Genomic DNA, 18,591 nt, shown 5'->3' with positions numbered 1-18,591 from the left:
TCTCTGAGTGCAAAATAGACGGACTGCTTCAAAAGGGAACCGACTATTTTTGATCGCCCCTATCAATAAAATTGTCACTGCTTATTGTTAGGTTTAAATGTTCCAGTCTTACGCCGCAGTTCTTCTAGTTTGGTTTTAATTCGCCCGCGCCGACGTTTTTGAAATGCAGTGATCATTGGTAAGCTCACATAATACGCGACACCGCCAACCAAGGTGCCAAGTACCACACCGCCAATCAAATAGGGATAGAACACATCGCTTGCAAACCGCAGAACTCCATCCCAATTCGCCACATCATGTGTTACAAGCGCCTTGAGATTATGTAGTAAATCATGGCTTGCATCATAGAACTTTCCGACGAATGACCGCTCACTATAGGTGTCAAATTCGGACCCCAGTATAAAGTGTCCCATTTTCAGCGAGATAACCGCAATGGGCACATAAGTCAGCGGGTTGCCTGCAAATGTCGCCAGTATGGCCGCCAAGACATTGCCACGCATTAATTTTGCAAGAATAGCAGCGATGACGAAATGCGCGCCAAAAAACGGTGTAAAAGCTGTAAACACTCCGACAAAGACACCACGTGCGATACTGTCGGGGGTTCCAGGTAAACGGTTGAGGCGTAGTTTCATATAACGCACAGCGCGGGACCAGCCCCCACGAGGCCAAACCCACTGCTGCACCCATTTGATGGGCGACAGCTTATCTCGGCGTTTGAAAACCACGTTTTCCCTCAAAGGCCCTTTTAGGGCTTTCTGTTCAAGTCTCTGTAGCGGCGCACACGCGCCACATCGCTTTCAGCCTCAAGTGCAAGCATCACAGCATGAAGATGCTCAATATCCCTCACATCTGCGTCGATGATCACTCTAAAGAAATCAGGTTTTCGATCGATGAATGTGAGATCGGAAATATTGGCTTTTTGCTCGCCAATCAAAGTACAAATACGCCCCAAAACACCGGTGTCATTAGAAATCGTGATATCCAAAGACACCGCATGGATCGCCCCATGCGGCCCTGAATGCCACTGCAGATCGACCCAACGATCTGTTTCAGCTTCAAGTTCTTCAAGTGCGGGACAATCAATTGCGTGCAGCATAACGCCTTTGCCGCGATAGGTGATCCCGACGATGCGTTCCCCCGGCACAGCTTGGCAGCATTGGGCACGGTTGTAGGTTTGATCTTCACTCAAGCCCAACACGGCACGTTTGGCATCCACATTGCCAGACGCACGCACCAATTCTGGGTAGACGGCCTTTATCACATCCGTCGCCGTCAACTCAGCAGATCCCATTCGGGACAGCAGTTCTTCGGTTGAGGACAAAGACAATTGTTTTGCCGCCGTTGCCAGTGCTTTTTCAGACGCTTTTTTGCCCACATGTTCAAAGGCCAATCGCGCCAATTCACGCCCCAATTTGACAAAGCGCTCGCGATCTTCTTCGCGCAACGATTTACGAATAGCCGCTTTCGCCCGCCCTGTGACAACGATATCCAGCCATGTCCCTTGAGGGCGCTGGCCTTCCGCTGTCAAAATTTCAACGGACTGACCATTCTTCAACCGCGTCCAAAGCGGCACACGAATGCCATCGACTTTGGCACCAACGCAGCTGTCACCAATACGGGTGTGAATGGAATAGGCGTAATCAAGCGGGGTCGCCCCTTTGGGTAATTTGATCACTTCCCCTTTGGGTGTGAAGCAAAACACCTGATCGGAATACATTTCCAACTTTACGTGTTCCAAAAACTCGCTGTGATCATCAGAGTTTTCGAACCGCTCTGTGAGCTTTGCCAACCACTTGGCTGGATCAACCGCAAATGGGTTATTGGCACGCACACCATCGCGATACGACCAATGTGCAGCCACACCACCTTCAGCGACCTCATGCATCTGGCGGGTGCGAATCTGCACTTCAACACGCTTGCCATCGCGCCCTGACACCGTGGTGTGGATCGAGCGATAGCCGTTGGTTTTAGGTTGCGAAATATAATCTTTGAAACGCGTTGGGACTGCCCGCCACCTTTGGTGGATCACGCCTAAGGTGCGGTAACAATCACCTTCAGACGTGGTGATGATTCGAAAGCCGTAAATATCGGACAGGCGTGAAAAGCTTTGCTGCTTTTCTTCCATTTTACGCCAGATAGAATAGGGCTTTTTGGCCCGTCCAAAAACATCCGCCTCGATGCCTTCGCGTTCCAACTCGGCACGGATGTCATTGGTGATTTTATGGATCACATCGCCCGTTTCGCGTTGCAGCATGATAAAGCGGCGGATGATCGAATGACGCGCCTCAGGGTTGATCACACGAAAGCTGAGATCCTCAAGCTCCTCGCGCATCCATTGCATCCCCATACGGCCTGCAAGTGGGGCAAAGATATCCATGGTTTCACGGGCTTTTTGCAACTGTTTTTCAGGGCGCATGGATTTGATCGTGCGCATATTATGCAGCCGATCCGCCAGCTTAACCAAAATCACCCGCAGATCTTTGGACATCGCCATAAACAGCTTGCGAAAATTCTCGGCCTGCTTGGTCTCAGAACTGGACAGCTGCAAATTGGTCAGCTTAGTAACGCCATCCACAAGCTCAGCCACATCCGTGCCAAACTTGCGCTCGACCTCTTTGTAAGTCGATTTCGTGTCTTCGATGGTGTCATGCAACAGAGCCGTGATGATGGTCGCATCATCAAGGGCTTGTTCGGTCAAAATCGCAGCGACTGCGATCGGGTGAGAAAAATACGGCTCACCAGAATGACGGAACTGCCCCTCATGCATTTCCTTTCCGTAAGCATAGGCTTCACGGATCAAATCTGCATTGGTTTTAGGATTGTAGTTGCGGACCAAGGCGATCAGGTCTTCGACGTCGATCATTCGGTCCGCACTCTTCTTACACTGGCCAGAACTAGGGGCTCGTGACGCAAAATTATTGTTGCCCTTGGGCTTCCATCAACGCCCGCAGAAGTTTTTCTTCGGACATGTCATCTTCAACAGGTTGATCTGTTTCTTGCCCCATAAGAAGCGCCATTTGGTCTTCTTCGGGTTCATCAACTTCGATCTGTGTCTGGTTGGACTCGATTTGACGCTCACGCAATGCGGAGGCCAATTGAGTTTCATCAGCGATCTCGCGCAGAGCAACAACAGGGTTTTTGTCGTTGTCACGGTCTACGGTCAAAGTTGACCCAGCCGAAATTTCGCGAGCGCGGTGCGATGCAAGCATTACAAGTTCGAAACGATTCGGAACTTTATCAACGCAATCTTCTACTGTGACGCGAGCCATGAGATCTCCAATTCCAACTTAGCGAGGGATACAAGCGACCTATTTAGGCGCTTGCCTTGCAATTGACAAGGCACCTTTGGCTGTCAAACCACGCCTTTTTCACTGTTTCACAAAGGTTTTATCCCCCTAGTTTCACTTATTGGCAAGCTATCGCAAAGCATCTGCGCTGTTTTACCTGAAACAGGGTGTGTCCATTCTGGCCAAACGTCGCACAAGGGAATCAGTACAAACCCCCTATCTTGGATACGTGGATGCGGCAGTATGAGGTTTTGAGGTGCCTCTTTCATTTGCACATCTAACGGCAAATCCACCCAATGCTGATAGGTGTCCAAATCCGGAATTATCAGGTTTTCATATGATAATATGTCTACATCTAGTGTGCGCCCTGCCCATCGACTGTCGCGTGCCCGTCCAAATTTCGCTTCAATCTCATGCAAGCGCTCCAACAGCGCCTTGGGGCTATGTGAGGTTGAGGTCACAGCAACCAAATTCACATAATCCGGCCCCGCCCCTGCGGGAAAACATGGCGTTTGGAAAAAGCGACTCTGATCAATCACCTCAACGCCATGCGTTCGCAACTCATCGAAAGCAGCAGAAATTGTCTCATTTACAGAGCCAATTTCTGACGGAAGATTTCCACCAAACGCAAAAACTGCGCGATTTCTCGCGAATGGCAAACATTTGTCTCGCAGCAATATCTTATCCCTATATATTTAGACATGTTCCACTCAGCTCGAAATCATACTACCCCTTGCAGGACCATACCATGCGCTTTTAACTTTTCGGGATGCGCACCCCAACTAAAAAAGGACCAATCGAATGTTCTATAGAGATGAACGTCTCGCTCTGTTCATCGACGGATCGAACCTCTACGCTGCGGCCAAAGCCCTCGGGTTTGATATCGATTATAAGTTGCTTCGCCAGGAATTCATGCGCCGCGGAAAACTTCTGCGTGCGTTTTACTACACTGCGTTGCTCGAGAATGATGACTATTCACCGATCCGCCCTCTGGTCGATTGGCTCAATTATAACGGCTTCACCATGGTGACCAAGCCCGCCAAAGAATTCACAGATTCCATGGGGCGCCGTAAAATTAAAGGCAACATGGACATCGAGTTGACCGTCAATGCGATGGAGCTGGCCCCACATGTGGACCACATTGTGATCTTCTCAGGCGACGGTGACTTTAGACCTTTGGTTGAAAGCTTGCAGCGCCAAGGTGTGCGCGTTTCGGTTGTGTCTACAATCCGGTCACAGCCTCCGATGATCGCAGATGAGTTGCGCCGCCAAGCGGATAACTTTATCGAACTGGAAGAACTCAAAGATGTTTTGGGACGTCCCTCTCGCGAACCCTATGAGCCGCCAGAGGCGCCTTTCACGCCAGAATAATTCGTTAAAATTTTTCTAGTTTTTAGCCCCCTTCGCTTAACCTGCGCGGGGGGCGATTCTATTTGTGCCATAATTCTTGTACCGCACCCATGGACGCGCCGCTGTAGGCAGCTTAGATATTGATCAAAGAATGGATGGGCCGATGATGCACACTTTGACCAAACCAGACCTCACGTTATATCTTGCTGCGCCGCGTGGTTTTTGCGCGGGCGTAGATCGCGCAATCAAAATTGTAGAACTCGCCATCGAAAAATGGGGCGCACCCGTTTATGTGCGCCACGAGATCGTACACAATAAATTTGTGGTGGATTCTCTGCGCGACAAAGGTGCCGTGTTTGTCGAAGAACTGGACGAGTGCCCCGATGATCGCCCTGTCATTTTTTCTGCGCATGGCGTGCCAAAAGCCATACCTGCAGAAGCCGCCAAGCGTGAAATGGTCTATGTCGATGCCACCTGCCCGCTTGTGTCCAAAGTCCATATTGAAGCCGAACGTCATTCTGAAGCGGGATTGCAGATGGTGATGATTGGCCACGCAGGACACCCCGAAACCATAGGCACCATGGGTCAACTGCCCGACGGCGAAGTGCTTTTGGTCGAGACCCCCGCAGACGTTGCAGACCTATCGGTGCGTGATCCAAATAAATTGGCCTTTATCACGCAAACCACGCTGTCGGTTGATGACACCATCGATATCATTGACGCGTTACGCACGCGCTTCCCAACCATCGTTGGGCCTCATAAAGAAGACATTTGTTACGCCACCACCAACCGCCAAGCTGCGGTCAAAGCCATCTCGAGCAAAATTGACGGACTTTTGGTGATCGGCGCGCCGAATTCATCCAACTCCAAACGCCTAGTTGAGGTCGGTTCCGCCAACGGCTGCGCCTATGCGCAATTGGTGCAGCGCGCGACAGATATCGATTGGCGTGCATTGACTGGCATCTCGTCCATCGGCATCACGGCTGGCGCGTCCGCCCCTGAGGTTTTGGTCAACGAGGTGATCGATGCCTTCCGTGCGCGTTTTGACGTGACGGTCGAATTGGTCGAAACCGCACAAGAAAACATCGAATTTAAAGTCCCACGCGTGTTGCGCGTGCCTGCATAACCCGTACAGAATTAACCCCTACAGAAAGTGACAGACATGCCCGAAATTCACGCTTGGACTGATGGTGCTTGCTCTGGAAATCCTGGCCCTGGCGGGTGGGGCGTTTTGATGCGCGCGATGGATGGCGCTGTTGTGTTGAAAGAACGCGAACTTAAAGGCGGCGAAGCGGACACCACCAACAACCGGATGGAGCTTTTGGCCGCGATCAGTGCGTTGGAAACTCTGACACGCTCGACAGACATCACCATCACCACCGACAGCGCCTATGTGAAAAACGGCGTAACAAATTGGATTCACGGCTGGAAACGCAACGGTTGGAAGACATCTAACAAAAAGCCCGTCAAAAACGTTGATCTTTGGCAGCGCATTGATGCGGCCCAAGCCACACATAAAGTGACGTGGAAATGGATCAAAGGCCATGCAGGCCACGCGGAAAACGAGCACGCTGATGAATTGGCGCGCGCGGGCATGGCCCCATATAAAAAGACACGCGCATGAGCCCTCTGGCGCTTTTGGATTATGCCTCCGTTTTGGTGTTCGCCCTGTCCGGCGCGCTGGTGGCATCGCGTCAACAGCTTGATCTGATCGGGTTTGCGTTTATCGCCTGCTTGACCGCCGTGGGCGGCGGGACCATTCGCGATGTTCTGCTCAATCGGGATGCCGTGTTTTGGATCGCGGAGCCCACATATATCATTGTGGCCGTCATAACCTCAGTGATTGTATTTCTAACCGCACACCGATTGGAAAGTCGGCTGAAAGCCGTTGTTTGGGCCGATGCAATCGCGCTTGCAGTGGCCGTTTCTGCTGGCTCAGGGGTTGCCTTAAAGCTCGGTCACTCCCCCGTTATCGTTGTTTTGATGGGAGTTGCGACAGGCAGTTTTGGTGGCTTGATGCGCGATGTTGTGTGCAACGAGGTGCCTTTGATTTTAAAGCAAGGCGAACTTTACGCGACAGCCGCTTTTGCCGGATCTGTGGCGATGGTTGTCGGATCACATTTTGAGCTACCAGCAGTTTACACCTATCTGGCTTGCGGCGTTTTGACCTTTGCATTGCGGGCAGGCAGCATTTTGCTGGGTTGGGCCTTGCCTACATACAAATCCCGTCCGCCACGCGCGTAAAAACCTAAAGATACCACGTGGCCGCAATGCCAAGACAGCAGACGACAAACCATCCACCGGGGCGAAACATCAGCCAGATGCACAGGCTGATGAGAATGCGCAGGGCCATGCCGGGGATTGCCATCAGTGAAAACATTTAGCGTCGGTCTTTCAGCGTCTTCCAAGCCCAGATCAAAATCAATGCCCCCAAAACTGCGCCGACAAACCCGCCCAAGGCACCCGCTAGAACGCTAACGGCGCGCAAAATCAGCCCGCCGATCAAGGCCCCTACGACACCAATCGCGACAGTCATCAAGATACTTGTGTCGAGCTTCATCATCCGCGTGGCCAAAAAACCGGCCGCTGCACCAATAATAATAAGCATAAGAACGGGCATGATTGGAATCCTATCTTCTTTTGCGCCAATGCGTCGGCACGATGATCAAAGCACCAAGCGACGAAACAATGGCGTTCACACCAGCAGGGCGCAGACCAATGCCAAACATAAGCTTGATGAAATAGGCCAAAAACGCGCCTCCGATGCAAATGATGATCGATTGCAGATAGCCGTTTCTGGTAAAGCCAGTTTTTTCTGTGATGTAACCGACGATTCCCGCGATCACCACCGTGCCGATCAGAACTGGAAACATTTTAGCTCCTCACTCAAACGTCGTGCCTATTGGCAAATCGAGACCTTTAAGGATCTCTGCTACAGGCATAGCACGTTTTCCTTCGCGCTGCGCAGTGAGAATTTCAACCGCGCCCTCCCCGCAAGCGATTGTGAACGGTCCAACGACTTCGCCGACGGACCCAGTCGCATCGCTGACTTTAGACATGTGGAACTTGATCCGCTCACCATTGTAGCTGCTCCAAGCGCCTGGGAAAGGCGACAGCCCGCGGATTTGGCGATCAACTTTTTGCGCCGGTTGCGACCAATCGATTTGCGCCTCGGCTTTGGTGACTTTCTTGGCGTAGGTGACACCCTCAAGCGGTTGCGCCTCAGGTGTTAATGCATCAAGCGCAAACAAAGCGTCAGTGATTGCTGCAGCCCCGATTTCAGATAGGCGATCATGCAGGGTTTCTGTGGTGTCTTCGGCCTCGATATCAGTTTCTATACGCATCAACACAGGGCCAGTATCAAGCCCCGCTTCCATCTGCATGATGCACACGCCGGTCTCAACATCGCCCTCTAATATAGCGCGATGAATAGGCGCGGCGCCCCGCCAGCGCGGCAACAAAGATGCGTGAATATTCAAACAGCCCTTAGCGGGCGCATCTAGCAAGGCTTGCGGCAACAACAAACCGTAAGCCACAACCACAGCAACATCCGCTTGTAAGGCTTCAAAGTCTGCCACATCAACAGGGTCTTTGAAATTAAGCGGATGGCGCACCATCAAACCAAGCTCTTCGGCGCGCGCATGAACCGACGTTGGGCGGTCCTTTTTGCCGCGTCCCGCAGGGCGTGGGGGTTGGCAATACACGCAAGCGATCTCGTGACCTGCCGCAAGCAGTTCGTCCAAAACTGGCACAGAAAACGCGGGCGATCCCATGAAAATCACTCTCATTTTATCGCTCCTGTCTTCTTGGCTTTTTTCAAAAACATCTGACGTTTGACCGACTTGAGATTGTCGAAATACATTTTACCGTTCAGGTGATCGATCTGGTGCTGCACCGATGTGGCCCAGAGATTCACAAAATCTCGTTCTTCCATCTCACCTTGAGCGTTCAAAAACTGAACGGTCACTGCCCGCGGACGCGAAATAACAGCAGACATGCCGGGTAAATTGGGAGAGGCCTCTTCGTGTTCGCGCGGCTGCGACGATGCGTGAAGCACTTTGGGGTTGGCCATCAACACAGCCTTGCCACGTTCCTCAGAACAATCCACAACAGCCAAGCGTTGCAGCACACCGATCTGTGGCCCCGCCAAACCATATCCGGGCATCGCATCCATCGTCTCGACCATGTCGGCCCAAATCTGGCGGATTTCATCGGTGATGGCCTCAACTGGCGGGCAAACCGTTTTAAGGCGTTTGTCGGGATAGGGAATAAAAGCGCGTGAGGTCATGGGGCACCGTTCAAATAAGGGCAGCGGATATCTTGTCGTCGTCGACGCGATGCCCACAACGCGGTTCAGTTTATTCGCGCGCCAATTCGCGTTTGTATTTTTGCATTTTACGCGTGATCATTTGGCGTCGCATTGGCTTTAGGTAATCGATGAACAACTTGCCATCCAAGTGATCGATTTCATGCTGCACACAGGTCGCCCACAACGCGTCGAACTCTTGTTCTTTTTCAGCGCCGGTCACATCTTGCCACGTCACCCGCACCATTTTGGGGCGTTCCACCTCGCCGTATTGACCAGGGATGGACAAGCAGCCTTCTTCGTAGACGTTTTGCTCTTCGCTTTCCCAGACCACTTTCGGGTTGACCAGCGCCATTGGCTCAGGCGTTCCACCCTCTTCCTTGACGCAATCCATGACGATCAGGCGATTCATTACACCAATCTGCGGTGCGGCCAAACCGATGCCCGGTGCGTCGTACATGGTTTCAAGCATATCATCTGTGAGGGCCGCCAGCTCTTTGTCAAAAGTGCTCACAGGATCACAGGCCTTTTTCAGGCGCGGGTCGGGATGGATCAAGATCGGTTTAAGTGTCATGCCCATGCATGTAATCTTTTGCACGCCTTGGTGCAATATCGCGCCATCACGCTATGCACGCGAACACTCAAAAAAGTGGTTTTTCTTTTCCAAAAGCAATGACTAGGGTCATTCCAAACAACGAGGACAGCCCATGACCAACACATCCCCCTTTGACGAGATCATCCCACGCTTTGGAACACATTGCGCCAAATGGGACATGATGGAGCCTATTTATGGCGTTCCTGCCGAGGATGGCATCGCGATGTGGGTGGCCGATATGGACTTTCGCCCTCCAAACTGTGTGCAAGACGCCGTCAAGAATATGTCTGCGCATGGAATATTTGGGTATTTCGGTGATGAGACCGCCTATAAAGATGCGATCCGATGGTGGATGAAAAACCGTCACGGTTGGGATGTTGAGGCTGATTGGATTTTCACCACCCACGGCTTGGTCAATGGCACAGGCATGTGCCTTGATGCTTTTACAAAACAAGGCGACGGCATCGTATTGTTGACGCCTGTGTATCACGCCTTTGCACGCACCATCAAAGCGGCCGACCGCGAGGTTGTCGAATGCCAGCTAGCCTTGGAAGATGGCAAATACGTGATGGATTTCAAAACTTGGGACACACAGATGAAAGGTCATGAGACCATGCTCATTTTGTGCTCACCGCACAATCCGGGCGGGCGCGTTTGGACCACGGATGAACTGCAAGGCGTGGCAGATTTTTGCAAACGCCATGACCTGATTTTGGTATCTGATGAAATTCACCATGATCTGGTGTTCTCAGGTGCCAAGCACACCCCGATGGCCGCTTTCAAAGACATCACAGACCGTTTGGTTATGATGACGGCCACCACAAAAACCTTTAACATCGCTGGCACACATTCTGGCAATGTGATCATCGAAGACGCCGCGCTGCGCAAACGCTTTGCCAAGCGCATGATGGGTCTTGGGATATCGCCAAATTCCTTTGGTCTGGCTATGGCCACCGCCGCTTATTCGCCAGAAGGTGCCGCATGGGTCGACGACCTTGTGACCTATCTAGCCGAGAACCACCGCCTGTTTGATGCCGCGATCAATGCCATTCCGGGTCTGAAATCCATGCCGCTAGAGGCAACCTATCTGGCATGGGTGGATTTCGCGGGCACAGGCATGAGCCGTGATGAGTTTACAAAACGCGTCCAAGATATTGCCAAAATCGCACCCAACCACGGGCCAACCTTTGGCACGGGCGGCGACACTTACCTGCGCTTCAACTTGGCGACACCACGCAATGTGGTCATTGAAGCGACTGAGCGTCTGGCGCAAGCCTTTGGCGACTCGCAGTAAACACCATCTACTGTCGCGTCACTCAGTGGCGCGGCAATAAAGCTATCGGTGCGTCCATGTCCTGATCATAGTCTAATGCAGGCCCGTCTGTGGCAGCTGTTGAACGTTTGAAATCAAAACTCATCGCGAAACCATCATCATGCGACGCAACAATCAACGCCTGATACAAATGGCGCGCACCGTCATAAATATCAACGAGGCCGCGCAAATTCTCTGCACTGTCGTGCGCAACCGTAAAGCCTTGGTCCCACAGCTTTATGATCGGATAGACATCCTGCTCTGTGCGCACCCGAAGACGTGAGCGACGTTTCAAATCACGTTTGCGCGCAAGCTCAAGCCCTTCAAGAACTTCCTTGGGTAAAAATTCGGACATATATTCGGACATGACGTCTCCAAAATGCTGAAGGGTGAGCTCCTCACATCATGGACGGAACATAGTTGAGGTCAAGTTAACCTTATATGACGCACATCGCCTAGACGCATTAAGGTTTCACCTTTGGACGCAAAACATGCGGCATTGCAGGATCATATAGCGCAGAATCTTTAAAATCAGCCACTTCGCCAAGCGCAGGCCCCACCAAAATCAAAGCGGTGCGTGTGATCTTTTCTGCACGAACTTTTTCACGAATATCGCTCAAGGTGCCGCGAATCATCATCTGGTCAGGCCAACCAACGCGGTAGGCCACGGCCACAGGGCAATCTGCGCCATAGTGCGGCACAAGTTGGCGTTCGATTTCACGCAAATTGCGCACGCCCAAATGGATCGCCAAAGTGGCCCCCGTTTTGGCAAAATTTTCCAAAGTTTCGCCCGCAGGCATTGACGTGGATTTCATCGAAACGCGGGTCAAAACGATAGACTGCGCAATCTCAGGAATGGTGAGTTCTTGTCCCAAAGCTGCAGCAGCTGCCGCATAGGCCGGCACACCGGGGATGATTTCATAGTCGATACCATCTGCACGCAAGCGGCGAATTTGTTCTGCAATGGCCCCATATAAAGACGGATCACCACTGTGCACCCGTGCAATATTTTGGCCTTTGTCATGCGCCAGTTTGATCTGTGCATGGGTGTCTTCCAATGTCATCGGTGCTGTATCCATCACCAGCGCGCCCGCAGGTGCGCCCGCAACAACCTCGGATGGCACAAGAGACCCCGCATATAGGCAGACAGGACATTCACCGATCAAGCGCTCAGCCTTTTTGGTCAGCAATTCAGGATCGCCCGGACCAGCGCCAATAAAGTAAACGGTCATGAGAGATCTCCATCAATTTTACGGGCATAGCCACGCGGCGTATACATGCGCGGCCCTTCGCCAAGTTGGGCCAAACGTGAATTGCTTGATCCGACCAACACAACCGTCAGCATATCGACCTCATCGACTTCCAACTCATCAAGGCGACGATAGCGCACATTCTCAGTCGGGCGCCCAAGATTCGAGGCAAGCATAACAGGCGTATCGGCGGGGCGATGTTTCAACAAAATGTCGCGCGCTTCGGCCAACAATGTCCGACGTTTCATCGACACCGGATTGTAAAACGCGATAACAAAATCGCCCTCGGCGGCGGCATTCAAACGACGCACGATATCAGCACGCGGTGTCAGCAAATCCGACAACGAAATGGCACAAAAATCATGTCCCAAAGGCGCGCCAGCGCGAGCCGCAGCACCTTGCAACGCGGACACACCAGGGGAACAGACAACCTCAACACGGTGCGCCGCATCTGATACGCCGTGCGCGTCAGGACCACGATCCAACAGTTCGAACACCAAAGCCGCCATGGCATAAATGCCAGCATCACCAGAGCACACAAGTGCGACGTTTTTACCAAGGGCCGCTTGCTCTAACGCGTAACGGCATCGATCCTCTTCGCCACCCAGTGGAAAATCGGACCGTGTCTTACCCGCCGCCAGCGGTCCAAGCAAATCGATGTATAGGCCATAGCCCACAAGTTCTTCGGCTTGTGACACCAGCTTCGACACCTCAGGCGTGCGCCAAGCGGCCTGCCCCGGTCCGATACCAACCACAGACAGTCGCCCACGCGCGCGGCCTGCAAATTCGGTGATTGGTGCATTGGCACGCGTTAAAGCACAGGTGGTATTGGCCGTTTTTTGCTTTTCAACACTCAGCGTCCCGCCAGCTGCCAAAGCCGCACCTTCGGACACTCCATGACAGCCCACTTCGGCAAACACCACTTCGGATGGGTTTGCCAAATCTGCGGCCTGCTCTTCCAATTCTGCGGCTGTAAACAAGCGCAACGGCACATCCAATCGCGCCGCCAATTGGTTCATCGCAGGCTCGTCCGCTTTCAGATCAATGGTGTTCACAGATGCAATCGCACCAGAGGCAATCCCGTTGTCGTACAATGTCTTTTGCACCAGATCCCACAATTCTTCAGGGTCCGCATTGCGTGCACATCCAACCCCCAAAGCATAGCGCTGTGGATGATAGACCAGCTTGTCCGCATTGCCTTTCATTGGCGCATCGGTGACGCATAGTTCGACAGCGCCATCCACGTCTTCAAGGCCAAAAATATTGTCGCCAACAAGACTGACACCTTCGCCAGACAGCAGCGTCGCCATGGCGTTTTTTGCGTCTTCAGGATTTGCCAAACGATAGCCCAAAGGCGGCTCGTCCAAAGCAATTCCAAGCCCGATATCGCCAGCGGTTGTCACCGCCGCTTGCGCGCCAATACCAACAGCAATCTCGCGTGCCATGCGATTTGCCCCGCGATGACCACCCAAAAGCGGGATCACAACAGCGCCATCGTCCGAGACAGACAACACCGGCGGCTCGCTGCGTTTGTCAGACAACAAGGGCGCCACAGCGCGGATCAAAATGCCCGAGGCACAAACCCCCACGATCGGCACACCAGCGGCGAACAAATCGCGCGCGTGATCAAGCGCGTTGGCAAAGGTCACATCGCAAGATGTACGATTTTCACGGCCATGAAGTTCGGCGCCAAGCAATGCGGCGACCTTGCGGGCCACCTCTTCGCCAGAGCGGTTCAGACATAGGACGACGGGTTTTACAGCCACGGATCGGCCCCTTTCACAATCAAAATCATAGAAAAATACGGCGCCACATCGGGCGCGTCTTTCAGCGGTTTCACAACTTCGTCCGCGCCGGTCGCACGTTCGATATAAACGGAATTTTCAGTCAGCCCTGCGGCCTCGATCAGTGCACGGACGCGGGGGAAATGTCGTCCCAGCTTCATCAACACCAAAGTGTCGCTGCTCGCGAGTTTCTCAGTCAAGGCAGCGTCCTCAAGGGGCGCGGGCAAAACCGTCATCACCTCGTTGCGCGCCACGAGCGGCAGACTGGCAACGGCAGCACAGGCGGTCACAGATGTCACGCCCGGTACGACTTCCACGTCAAATGTCGCATTAAGTCGAGCGAACAGGTACATGAACGAGCCATAAAAGAAAGGGTCACCTTCGCACAGAACCACAACATTCTGCCCTGCATTCAAGGTCTTAGAAATCTCGATCGCGCCCTGATCATAGGCAGCTTGGGCAGGACCACGCGCGACGGTCATTGGCACGTCCATGACAATCTCGCGTGTGTTGGGCGTGATGAAATTAGCTGCGATGGCACGCGCGAATGACGCGCCACCAGCCAGCGCAGGATAGGCAATCACATCTGCTTCACGTATAAGTCGTGCGGCTTTCAGTGTCATCAATTCGGGATCACCTGGCCCAAGGCCAATACCATAGACTTTACCCTTTTTTTCTGGGCCTGTTTTTCCTGAGCCGCTTTGTATCTTGGTCATAGCTTTACGATGCTCCACTGCGTGAGTGGCATGGCCGCACGCCAGCCGGTTAAGCGTCCAACAGGTTCGGCGCGACTGATGGCCATACGTGTCAGATCACCGCCATGCGTTTGGAACAGATCAAACAGCACGGCTTCGCCTTCTAACGTCACAGCATTGGCGACCAATCGCCCATGGGGTTTAAGCGCAGACCACGCCACTGCAAAACTGTCTTGCGACAGTCCTCCGCCGATAAAGATCGCATCGGGGGCATCCAAACCGCCTAATGCCTCAGGCACTTCGCCGTCCACAATGCGCAAATTGGGCGCGCCGAGCGTAATTGCATTCTCTAACGCCATTGCACGACGATCTGCCCGCCGCTCGATACCGATAGCACGCGCGTCTTTTGCCGCACGCATCCATTCAATCGCCACAGACCCCGATCCGCAACCGATGTCCCAAAGCAACGCGCCACGCATAGGCATCAGCTTGGCCAAGGTTACTGTGCGAATGTCACGTTTGGTCATGGTGCCATCAGAGACAAAAGCCTCATCAGGCAAACCAACGCGGGGCAAAGGCGCAACATCGGCATCCAAAACACAGTCAATTGCGAGACTGTGAAAGTCAGGCACCTCATGCCCCCAAGTGACCGCTGTGCCGTCAAATCTCGCTTCATTCATGCCGCCCATATGAGCCAGAACAGTCATCCGCGATCTGCCATAACCACCTGCGGTCAGCAGCGCTGCAATCTGCGCGGGGGTCTCGGCCCCGTTGGTGAGCAAAATGAGCTTTTGATCGGGAGCAAGAAACGGCACGACAGTCTCGGCAGGACGTCCGTGAACCGTGAGTGTTTCCACGCCAGACAAGCTCCACCCCATGCGTGCGGCGGCAAGTTGAAAGGCTGACACCTGCGGATGGAACAACACATCGGATGTCGCGAAGTGTTTCGCCACCATAGGCCCAACAGAATACCAAAGCGGATCGCCAGTGGCCAAAACTGCCACCTGTTTGCCCTGCAAGTTTTGAAGCGTCTTGGTCAGCGCGCTAAAGGGCGATGGCCAGTTGATACGTTCTGCACACAGTTCAGCCGTCAGCGCATGATGTCGCGCCCCACCGACAATGACATCGGCGGCTTGCAGCACCGCGCGGGTTGCAGGCGTCAGGCTGTCCAGCCCATTGTCGCCCATACCGATGATATGCAGCCAAGCGCTCATTCGCCGATTTCCGGCAGGCCGACGGCCAAGGCGTTTACGGCAGCAGAGGCAATGGCAGAGCCACCCCGACGCCCGCGCAAAGCAACAAAATCGCAGCCCCTTGGATTGGCAGCCAGTTCAGCTTTGGATTCTGCTGCTCCAACAAAGCCAACAGGAAAGCCAAGAATCACAGCAGGCTTTGGCGCACCTTGGTCGATCAACTCTAACAGATGAAACAAGGCCGTTGGCGCATTGCCAATCGCCACAACGGCCCCATCCAAATGATTTGCCCAAAAGTCCACAGCCGCAGCAGAGCGCGTGTTGCCGATGGCCTTGGCGTGATCCGGCGTGCGGGTGTCATTTAGCGTCACGATGACCTGATTGTCAGCGGGCAGATACCGGCGGATGATGCCCGCGCCCACCATTTCGCAATCGCACAGGATCGGAGCGCCGCCTGCCAACGCTTTGTGACCCGCAATATATGCGTTTTTTGAATAGGCCAAACGATCCGCCACTTCGATCATACCGCAAGCATGGATCAGGCGAATGGCAAGGCGCTCCATCCCCGCATCGAACCGATCCAACTTTGCCTCAGCACGGACAGTGGCAAAGGATTGCGCATAGATCGACTGCGGATCTTTATTGTAGGGACGCATGAAAGAACGCGGTTTTTTGATGGATGTCACGGGGGCATCAGCGGCCTTTTGCAATAAAGACTTGTGACCCAATCCAAGGATGCTTGCCTCGTGGTTTACCACATCCGCGTTGTTCTGTGGAGCACTTAGAACGGCGGACAGGTTTCCGTCCAGATCAAGCATGCGAAGTGCGCGTGCCAGCGTTTCGACCTGAGTTTTATCATGAGGCTGATCGCCGGATTTTGGAATATCGATCAAAGAAGGAAAAACCTCAGCCGCGACATGGCCCCGCCCCTCGCCAAAGGTTTGAAACGGCCAAATGGTCAGATCGTTGCGAGCCTGACGAAGCTGTTCAAGTCGCGCGATACCGGTCAAAGCCTGCCCGCCTACAGAACCCGTGCCTGACAGTTTCCACACCTCTTGAGCGTTCGAAACGCAAGCCTCGGCGCGACGTTTGTTTGCTGGCAGGGTATCCCCCCAGCCCATCGGCTTTTTACGCGGCAGACCTACGATGTCTCGTTTCAGCCCATTGCCCCAAAACGGACCATCTGTTTGAAACATCAAGTTGAGCTTGGCCGCAGCATCAAAGCGATTGTTGACGTTGTCATCAGTGTCGACGACTTCCTCCGCAATCAATGCCCAAACATCGCGCCAGTCAGCTTGTGGTCCCAGCGCTTTTGAAAACCCTTGCGGATACCCAAAGGCAAAGTCGAACCCCATAAAGACCCGCTGATCTTTCAGCGTGGCCGCATCAAGTATGGCAACAAGAGCCGCCATCGCGTCTGCCCGCGTCGCAGGATTGATCACCTTCGGTGCAGTATCGCTGTAAGCAGCGATCCAAATGCTATCTTTGCCCGTATTGGGTTGCCCCGCAGAGGACCAATCCACGACCACATGGACGTCAAAAAGGGCGCGCGTCATGATTTGCGCGCACTTTCTGGCCCATGGGGATGTTTGGCATGTGGGTATTCGGGGTGACTGTGGTCATGGTCGTGGTGGTCGTGATGATGGTCATGCGAATGGCCATGTGCGTGATCACCATGATCGTGGTGGTGATGATGGTGGTGATGTCCATGACCATCATCTGCTTGCTGCAAGCGACACACCCCCGTGCAAAAATGTTCGCACAGCGTACAGTCAGACACGTTAGATCCCGGCGCAGAGGCCCCTTGGCCTTCGACATGGTGGTGGTGGCTCTCTTGCACAGAGCCAACTTCGGATTCAAAGCCCAAAATCTGCGTTCGATATTTGCACATCACGCAAGTCGGCGGCGGCACATCACCAAAGGCCGGATGCCCCTTACCATTGGCTTTGAGTGCCGCGCGCTCTTCGGCGGTGATCATCTTGGTCTCTTGACCCTCAATGGCCAAAACTTGGGTGCGATAGGCACAGATGCCGCAATTGGGTACGGGCACATCGCCTTGTTGTTCCAAAATGCGCTCAGCGAACGTTTCTAGGACTTTCGGATGATCGTTCAAATAACCTGCTTTGACGAACTGAATGTCAGGATGCTGCGCGGCGACTTGGTCGGTGAAGCCATAAATACGGTCGATCAGAATGCCCGTAAACAAGAAATACGGGAAGACAATGACACGCTTGTATCCAAGTTTTGCGACATGTTCCAAGCAGGGTTCAACCAGCGGAAATGTCACGCCAGAATAGCCCACTTCGCACCAACCAAAACCGATGCCTTCCCATAGCATCCGCGCGATTTTTGACACGTTGCCATTGGCGTCAGGATCAGAAGCCCCGCGTCCGATCACGACCAAAGCCGTCTCGTGCAAGGGCAACTCGCCATATTCGGCGTTGGCGGCGGCAACGGCATCTTTGATCCGCGCGCCAGCGGCTGCGATCATCTTGGGATCGACGCCAAGTTCGCGACCATATTTCACATCGATGCCGTGCTTTGCGGCATAGGTATTAAGCACCGTGGGTATATCGTTTTTGGAATGCATTGCGGCAAACAGCATCCCGGGGACAGCCAAGATGCGTTCACAGCCTGCGTCTCGCAGACGATCCAAACCATCGCGGATCACAGGGTTTGCGAATTCAAGATAGCCGTAGTCGACCATCCAATCACTTGGCAGCAATGCTGGCAATTTTTCTGCCAAGACAGCAAATTCGTCCACGGCAGATTGACTGCGGGACCCGTGGCCGCAGATCATCACTCCAGTTTTCATGATG

General features: G+C 53.4%; 22 protein-coding genes. 5 read left to right on the top strand and 17 right to left on the bottom strand.

The annotated features are described in order from the left end of the window. Window positions 1-74: 74 nt before the first annotated feature. The 4 genes from KO497_RS04380 to folK form a co-directional block, all read right to left on the bottom strand. Window positions 75-683 (bottom strand): DUF2062 domain-containing protein, encoded by a 609-nt coding sequence (locus tag KO497_RS04380; RefSeq protein WP_354668088.1) that lies wholly within the window; start codon window positions 681-683, stop codon window positions 75-77. A gap of 62 nt (window positions 684-745) precedes the next feature. Further along, window positions 746-2,863 carry a RelA/SpoT family protein gene (locus KO497_RS04375; protein ID WP_215942742.1) on the bottom strand — a complete coding sequence of 706 codons (2,118 nt, stop codon included), beginning with the start codon at window positions 2,861-2,863 and terminating at the stop codon, window positions 746-748. 52 nt (window positions 2,864-2,915) lie between these two features. Beyond that, a complete protein-coding gene (gene rpoZ, locus KO497_RS04370; RefSeq protein WP_215942741.1) occupies window positions 2,916-3,269 on the bottom strand; it encodes a DNA-directed RNA polymerase subunit omega in 354 nt (117 codons plus the stop codon). 107 nt (window positions 3,270-3,376) lie between these two features. Further along, the gene (gene folK / locus KO497_RS04365; protein WP_215942779.1) at window positions 3,377-3,946 is read right to left on the bottom strand and encodes a 2-amino-4-hydroxy-6-hydroxymethyldihydropteridine diphosphokinase; all 570 of its coding nucleotides are present in this window, start codon (window positions 3,944-3,946) and stop codon (window positions 3,377-3,379) included. Between the two features lie 142 nt (window positions 3,947-4,088). On the opposite strand from folK, the gene KO497_RS04360 reads away from it, so the two are divergent. From KO497_RS04360 to KO497_RS04345, 4 genes are all read left to right on the top strand, one after another. Further along, window positions 4,089-4,658 (top strand): LabA-like NYN domain-containing protein, encoded by a 570-nt coding sequence (locus KO497_RS04360; protein WP_215942740.1) that lies wholly within the window; start codon window positions 4,089-4,091, stop codon window positions 4,656-4,658. Between the two features lie 154 nt (window positions 4,659-4,812). Beyond that, window positions 4,813-5,763, top strand: coding sequence for a 4-hydroxy-3-methylbut-2-enyl diphosphate reductase (gene ispH / locus KO497_RS04355; RefSeq protein ID WP_215942778.1), 951 nt, complete (start codon window positions 4,813-4,815; stop codon window positions 5,761-5,763). A 36-nt stretch (window positions 5,764-5,799) separates the two neighbouring features. Beyond that, window positions 5,800-6,261 carry a ribonuclease HI gene (gene rnhA / locus KO497_RS04350; RefSeq protein WP_215942739.1) on the top strand — a complete coding sequence of 154 codons (462 nt, stop codon included), beginning with the start codon at window positions 5,800-5,802 and terminating at the stop codon, window positions 6,259-6,261. Next, entirely contained in the window at window positions 6,258-6,881 is a 624-nt protein-coding gene (locus tag KO497_RS04345) for a trimeric intracellular cation channel family protein (RefSeq protein WP_215942738.1), read from the top strand. Before rnhA ends, KO497_RS04345 begins: the two co-directional genes overlap by 4 nt. Before the next feature lie 4 nt (window positions 6,882-6,885). Here the strand turns inward: KO497_RS04345 and KO497_RS19255 are convergent, their stop codons facing one another. The 6 genes from KO497_RS19255 to def (KO497_RS04320) form a co-directional block, all read right to left on the bottom strand. Next, on the bottom strand, window positions 6,886-7,017 hold the full coding sequence (locus KO497_RS19255) for a hypothetical protein (RefSeq protein WP_289846654.1): 132 nt from the start codon (window positions 7,015-7,017) through the stop codon (window positions 6,886-6,888). Then, window positions 7,018-7,257: a GlsB/YeaQ/YmgE family stress response membrane protein gene (locus KO497_RS04340; protein ID WP_215942737.1), complete on the bottom strand. Its 240-nt coding sequence runs from the start codon at window positions 7,255-7,257 to the stop codon at window positions 7,018-7,020. Between the two features lie 10 nt (window positions 7,258-7,267). After that, window positions 7,268-7,510 (bottom strand): hypothetical protein, encoded by a 243-nt coding sequence (locus KO497_RS04335; protein WP_215942736.1) that lies wholly within the window; start codon window positions 7,508-7,510, stop codon window positions 7,268-7,270. 9 nt (window positions 7,511-7,519) lie between these two features. Next, complete coding sequence (gene fmt / locus KO497_RS04330) at window positions 7,520-8,425, bottom strand: methionyl-tRNA formyltransferase (RefSeq protein ID WP_215942735.1); 906 nt, start codon at window positions 8,423-8,425, stop codon at window positions 7,520-7,522. Then, a complete protein-coding gene (gene def / locus KO497_RS04325) occupies window positions 8,422-8,925 on the bottom strand; it encodes a peptide deformylase (protein ID WP_215942734.1) in 504 nt (167 codons plus the stop codon). Before def (KO497_RS04325) ends, fmt begins: the two co-directional genes overlap by 4 nt. Window positions 8,926-8,995: 70 nt before the next feature. Beyond that, entirely contained in the window at window positions 8,996-9,517 is a 522-nt protein-coding gene (gene def, locus KO497_RS04320; RefSeq protein WP_215942777.1) for a peptide deformylase, read from the bottom strand. A gap of 133 nt (window positions 9,518-9,650) precedes the next feature. Here def (KO497_RS04320) and KO497_RS04315 point away from each other — a divergent pair, with 133 nt between their 5' ends. Then, window positions 9,651-10,832, top strand: coding sequence for a MalY/PatB family protein (locus KO497_RS04315; protein ID WP_215942733.1), 1,182 nt, complete (start codon window positions 9,651-9,653; stop codon window positions 10,830-10,832). 22 nt (window positions 10,833-10,854) lie between these two features. Here KO497_RS04315 and KO497_RS04310 read toward each other — a convergent pair whose 3' ends face one another. The 7 genes from KO497_RS04310 to KO497_RS04280 all read right to left on the bottom strand — a co-directional run bounded on the left by KO497_RS04310 (window position 10,855) and on the right by KO497_RS04280 (window position 18,587). After that, window positions 10,855-11,217 (bottom strand): hypothetical protein, encoded by a 363-nt coding sequence (locus KO497_RS04310; protein WP_252729509.1) that lies wholly within the window; start codon window positions 11,215-11,217, stop codon window positions 10,855-10,857. Between the two features lie 97 nt (window positions 11,218-11,314). Next, window positions 11,315-12,082: a precorrin-4 C(11)-methyltransferase gene (gene cobM, locus KO497_RS04305; protein WP_215942732.1), complete on the bottom strand. Its 768-nt coding sequence runs from the start codon at window positions 12,080-12,082 to the stop codon at window positions 11,315-11,317. Next, window positions 12,079-13,866 (bottom strand): precorrin-3B C(17)-methyltransferase, encoded by a 1,788-nt coding sequence (gene cobJ, locus KO497_RS04300; RefSeq protein WP_215942731.1) that lies wholly within the window; start codon window positions 13,864-13,866, stop codon window positions 12,079-12,081. The genes cobM and cobJ overlap by 4 nt, the downstream gene beginning before the upstream one ends. Continuing rightward, window positions 13,857-14,600 carry a precorrin-2 C(20)-methyltransferase gene (gene cobI, locus KO497_RS04295; protein ID WP_215942730.1) on the bottom strand — a complete coding sequence of 248 codons (744 nt, stop codon included), beginning with the start codon at window positions 14,598-14,600 and terminating at the stop codon, window positions 13,857-13,859. Before cobI ends, cobJ begins: the two co-directional genes overlap by 10 nt. Continuing rightward, window positions 14,597-15,793, bottom strand: coding sequence for a precorrin-6y C5,15-methyltransferase (decarboxylating) subunit CbiE (gene cbiE, locus KO497_RS04290; RefSeq protein ID WP_215942729.1), 1,197 nt, complete (start codon window positions 15,791-15,793; stop codon window positions 14,597-14,599). Before cbiE ends, cobI begins: the two co-directional genes overlap by 4 nt. Then, window positions 15,790-16,428, bottom strand: a complete 639-nt coding sequence (locus KO497_RS04285) for a precorrin-8X methylmutase (protein ID WP_215942775.1) — start codon at window positions 16,426-16,428, stop codon at window positions 15,790-15,792. The genes cbiE and KO497_RS04285 overlap by 4 nt, the downstream gene beginning before the upstream one ends. A gap of 896 nt (window positions 16,429-17,324) precedes the next feature. Further along, a complete protein-coding gene (locus tag KO497_RS04280) occupies window positions 17,325-18,587 on the bottom strand; it encodes a sirohydrochlorin chelatase (RefSeq protein WP_215942728.1) in 1,263 nt (420 codons plus the stop codon). Window positions 18,588-18,591 lie beyond the last annotated feature (4 nt).

The organism is Pacificibacter marinus, from assembly GCF_018860665.1.
GTDB classification, from domain to species: Bacteria; Pseudomonadota; Alphaproteobacteria; order Rhodobacterales; family Rhodobacteraceae; genus Celeribacter; species Celeribacter marinus_A.
This window is presented reverse-complemented; position numbering and strand designations above follow the sequence as displayed.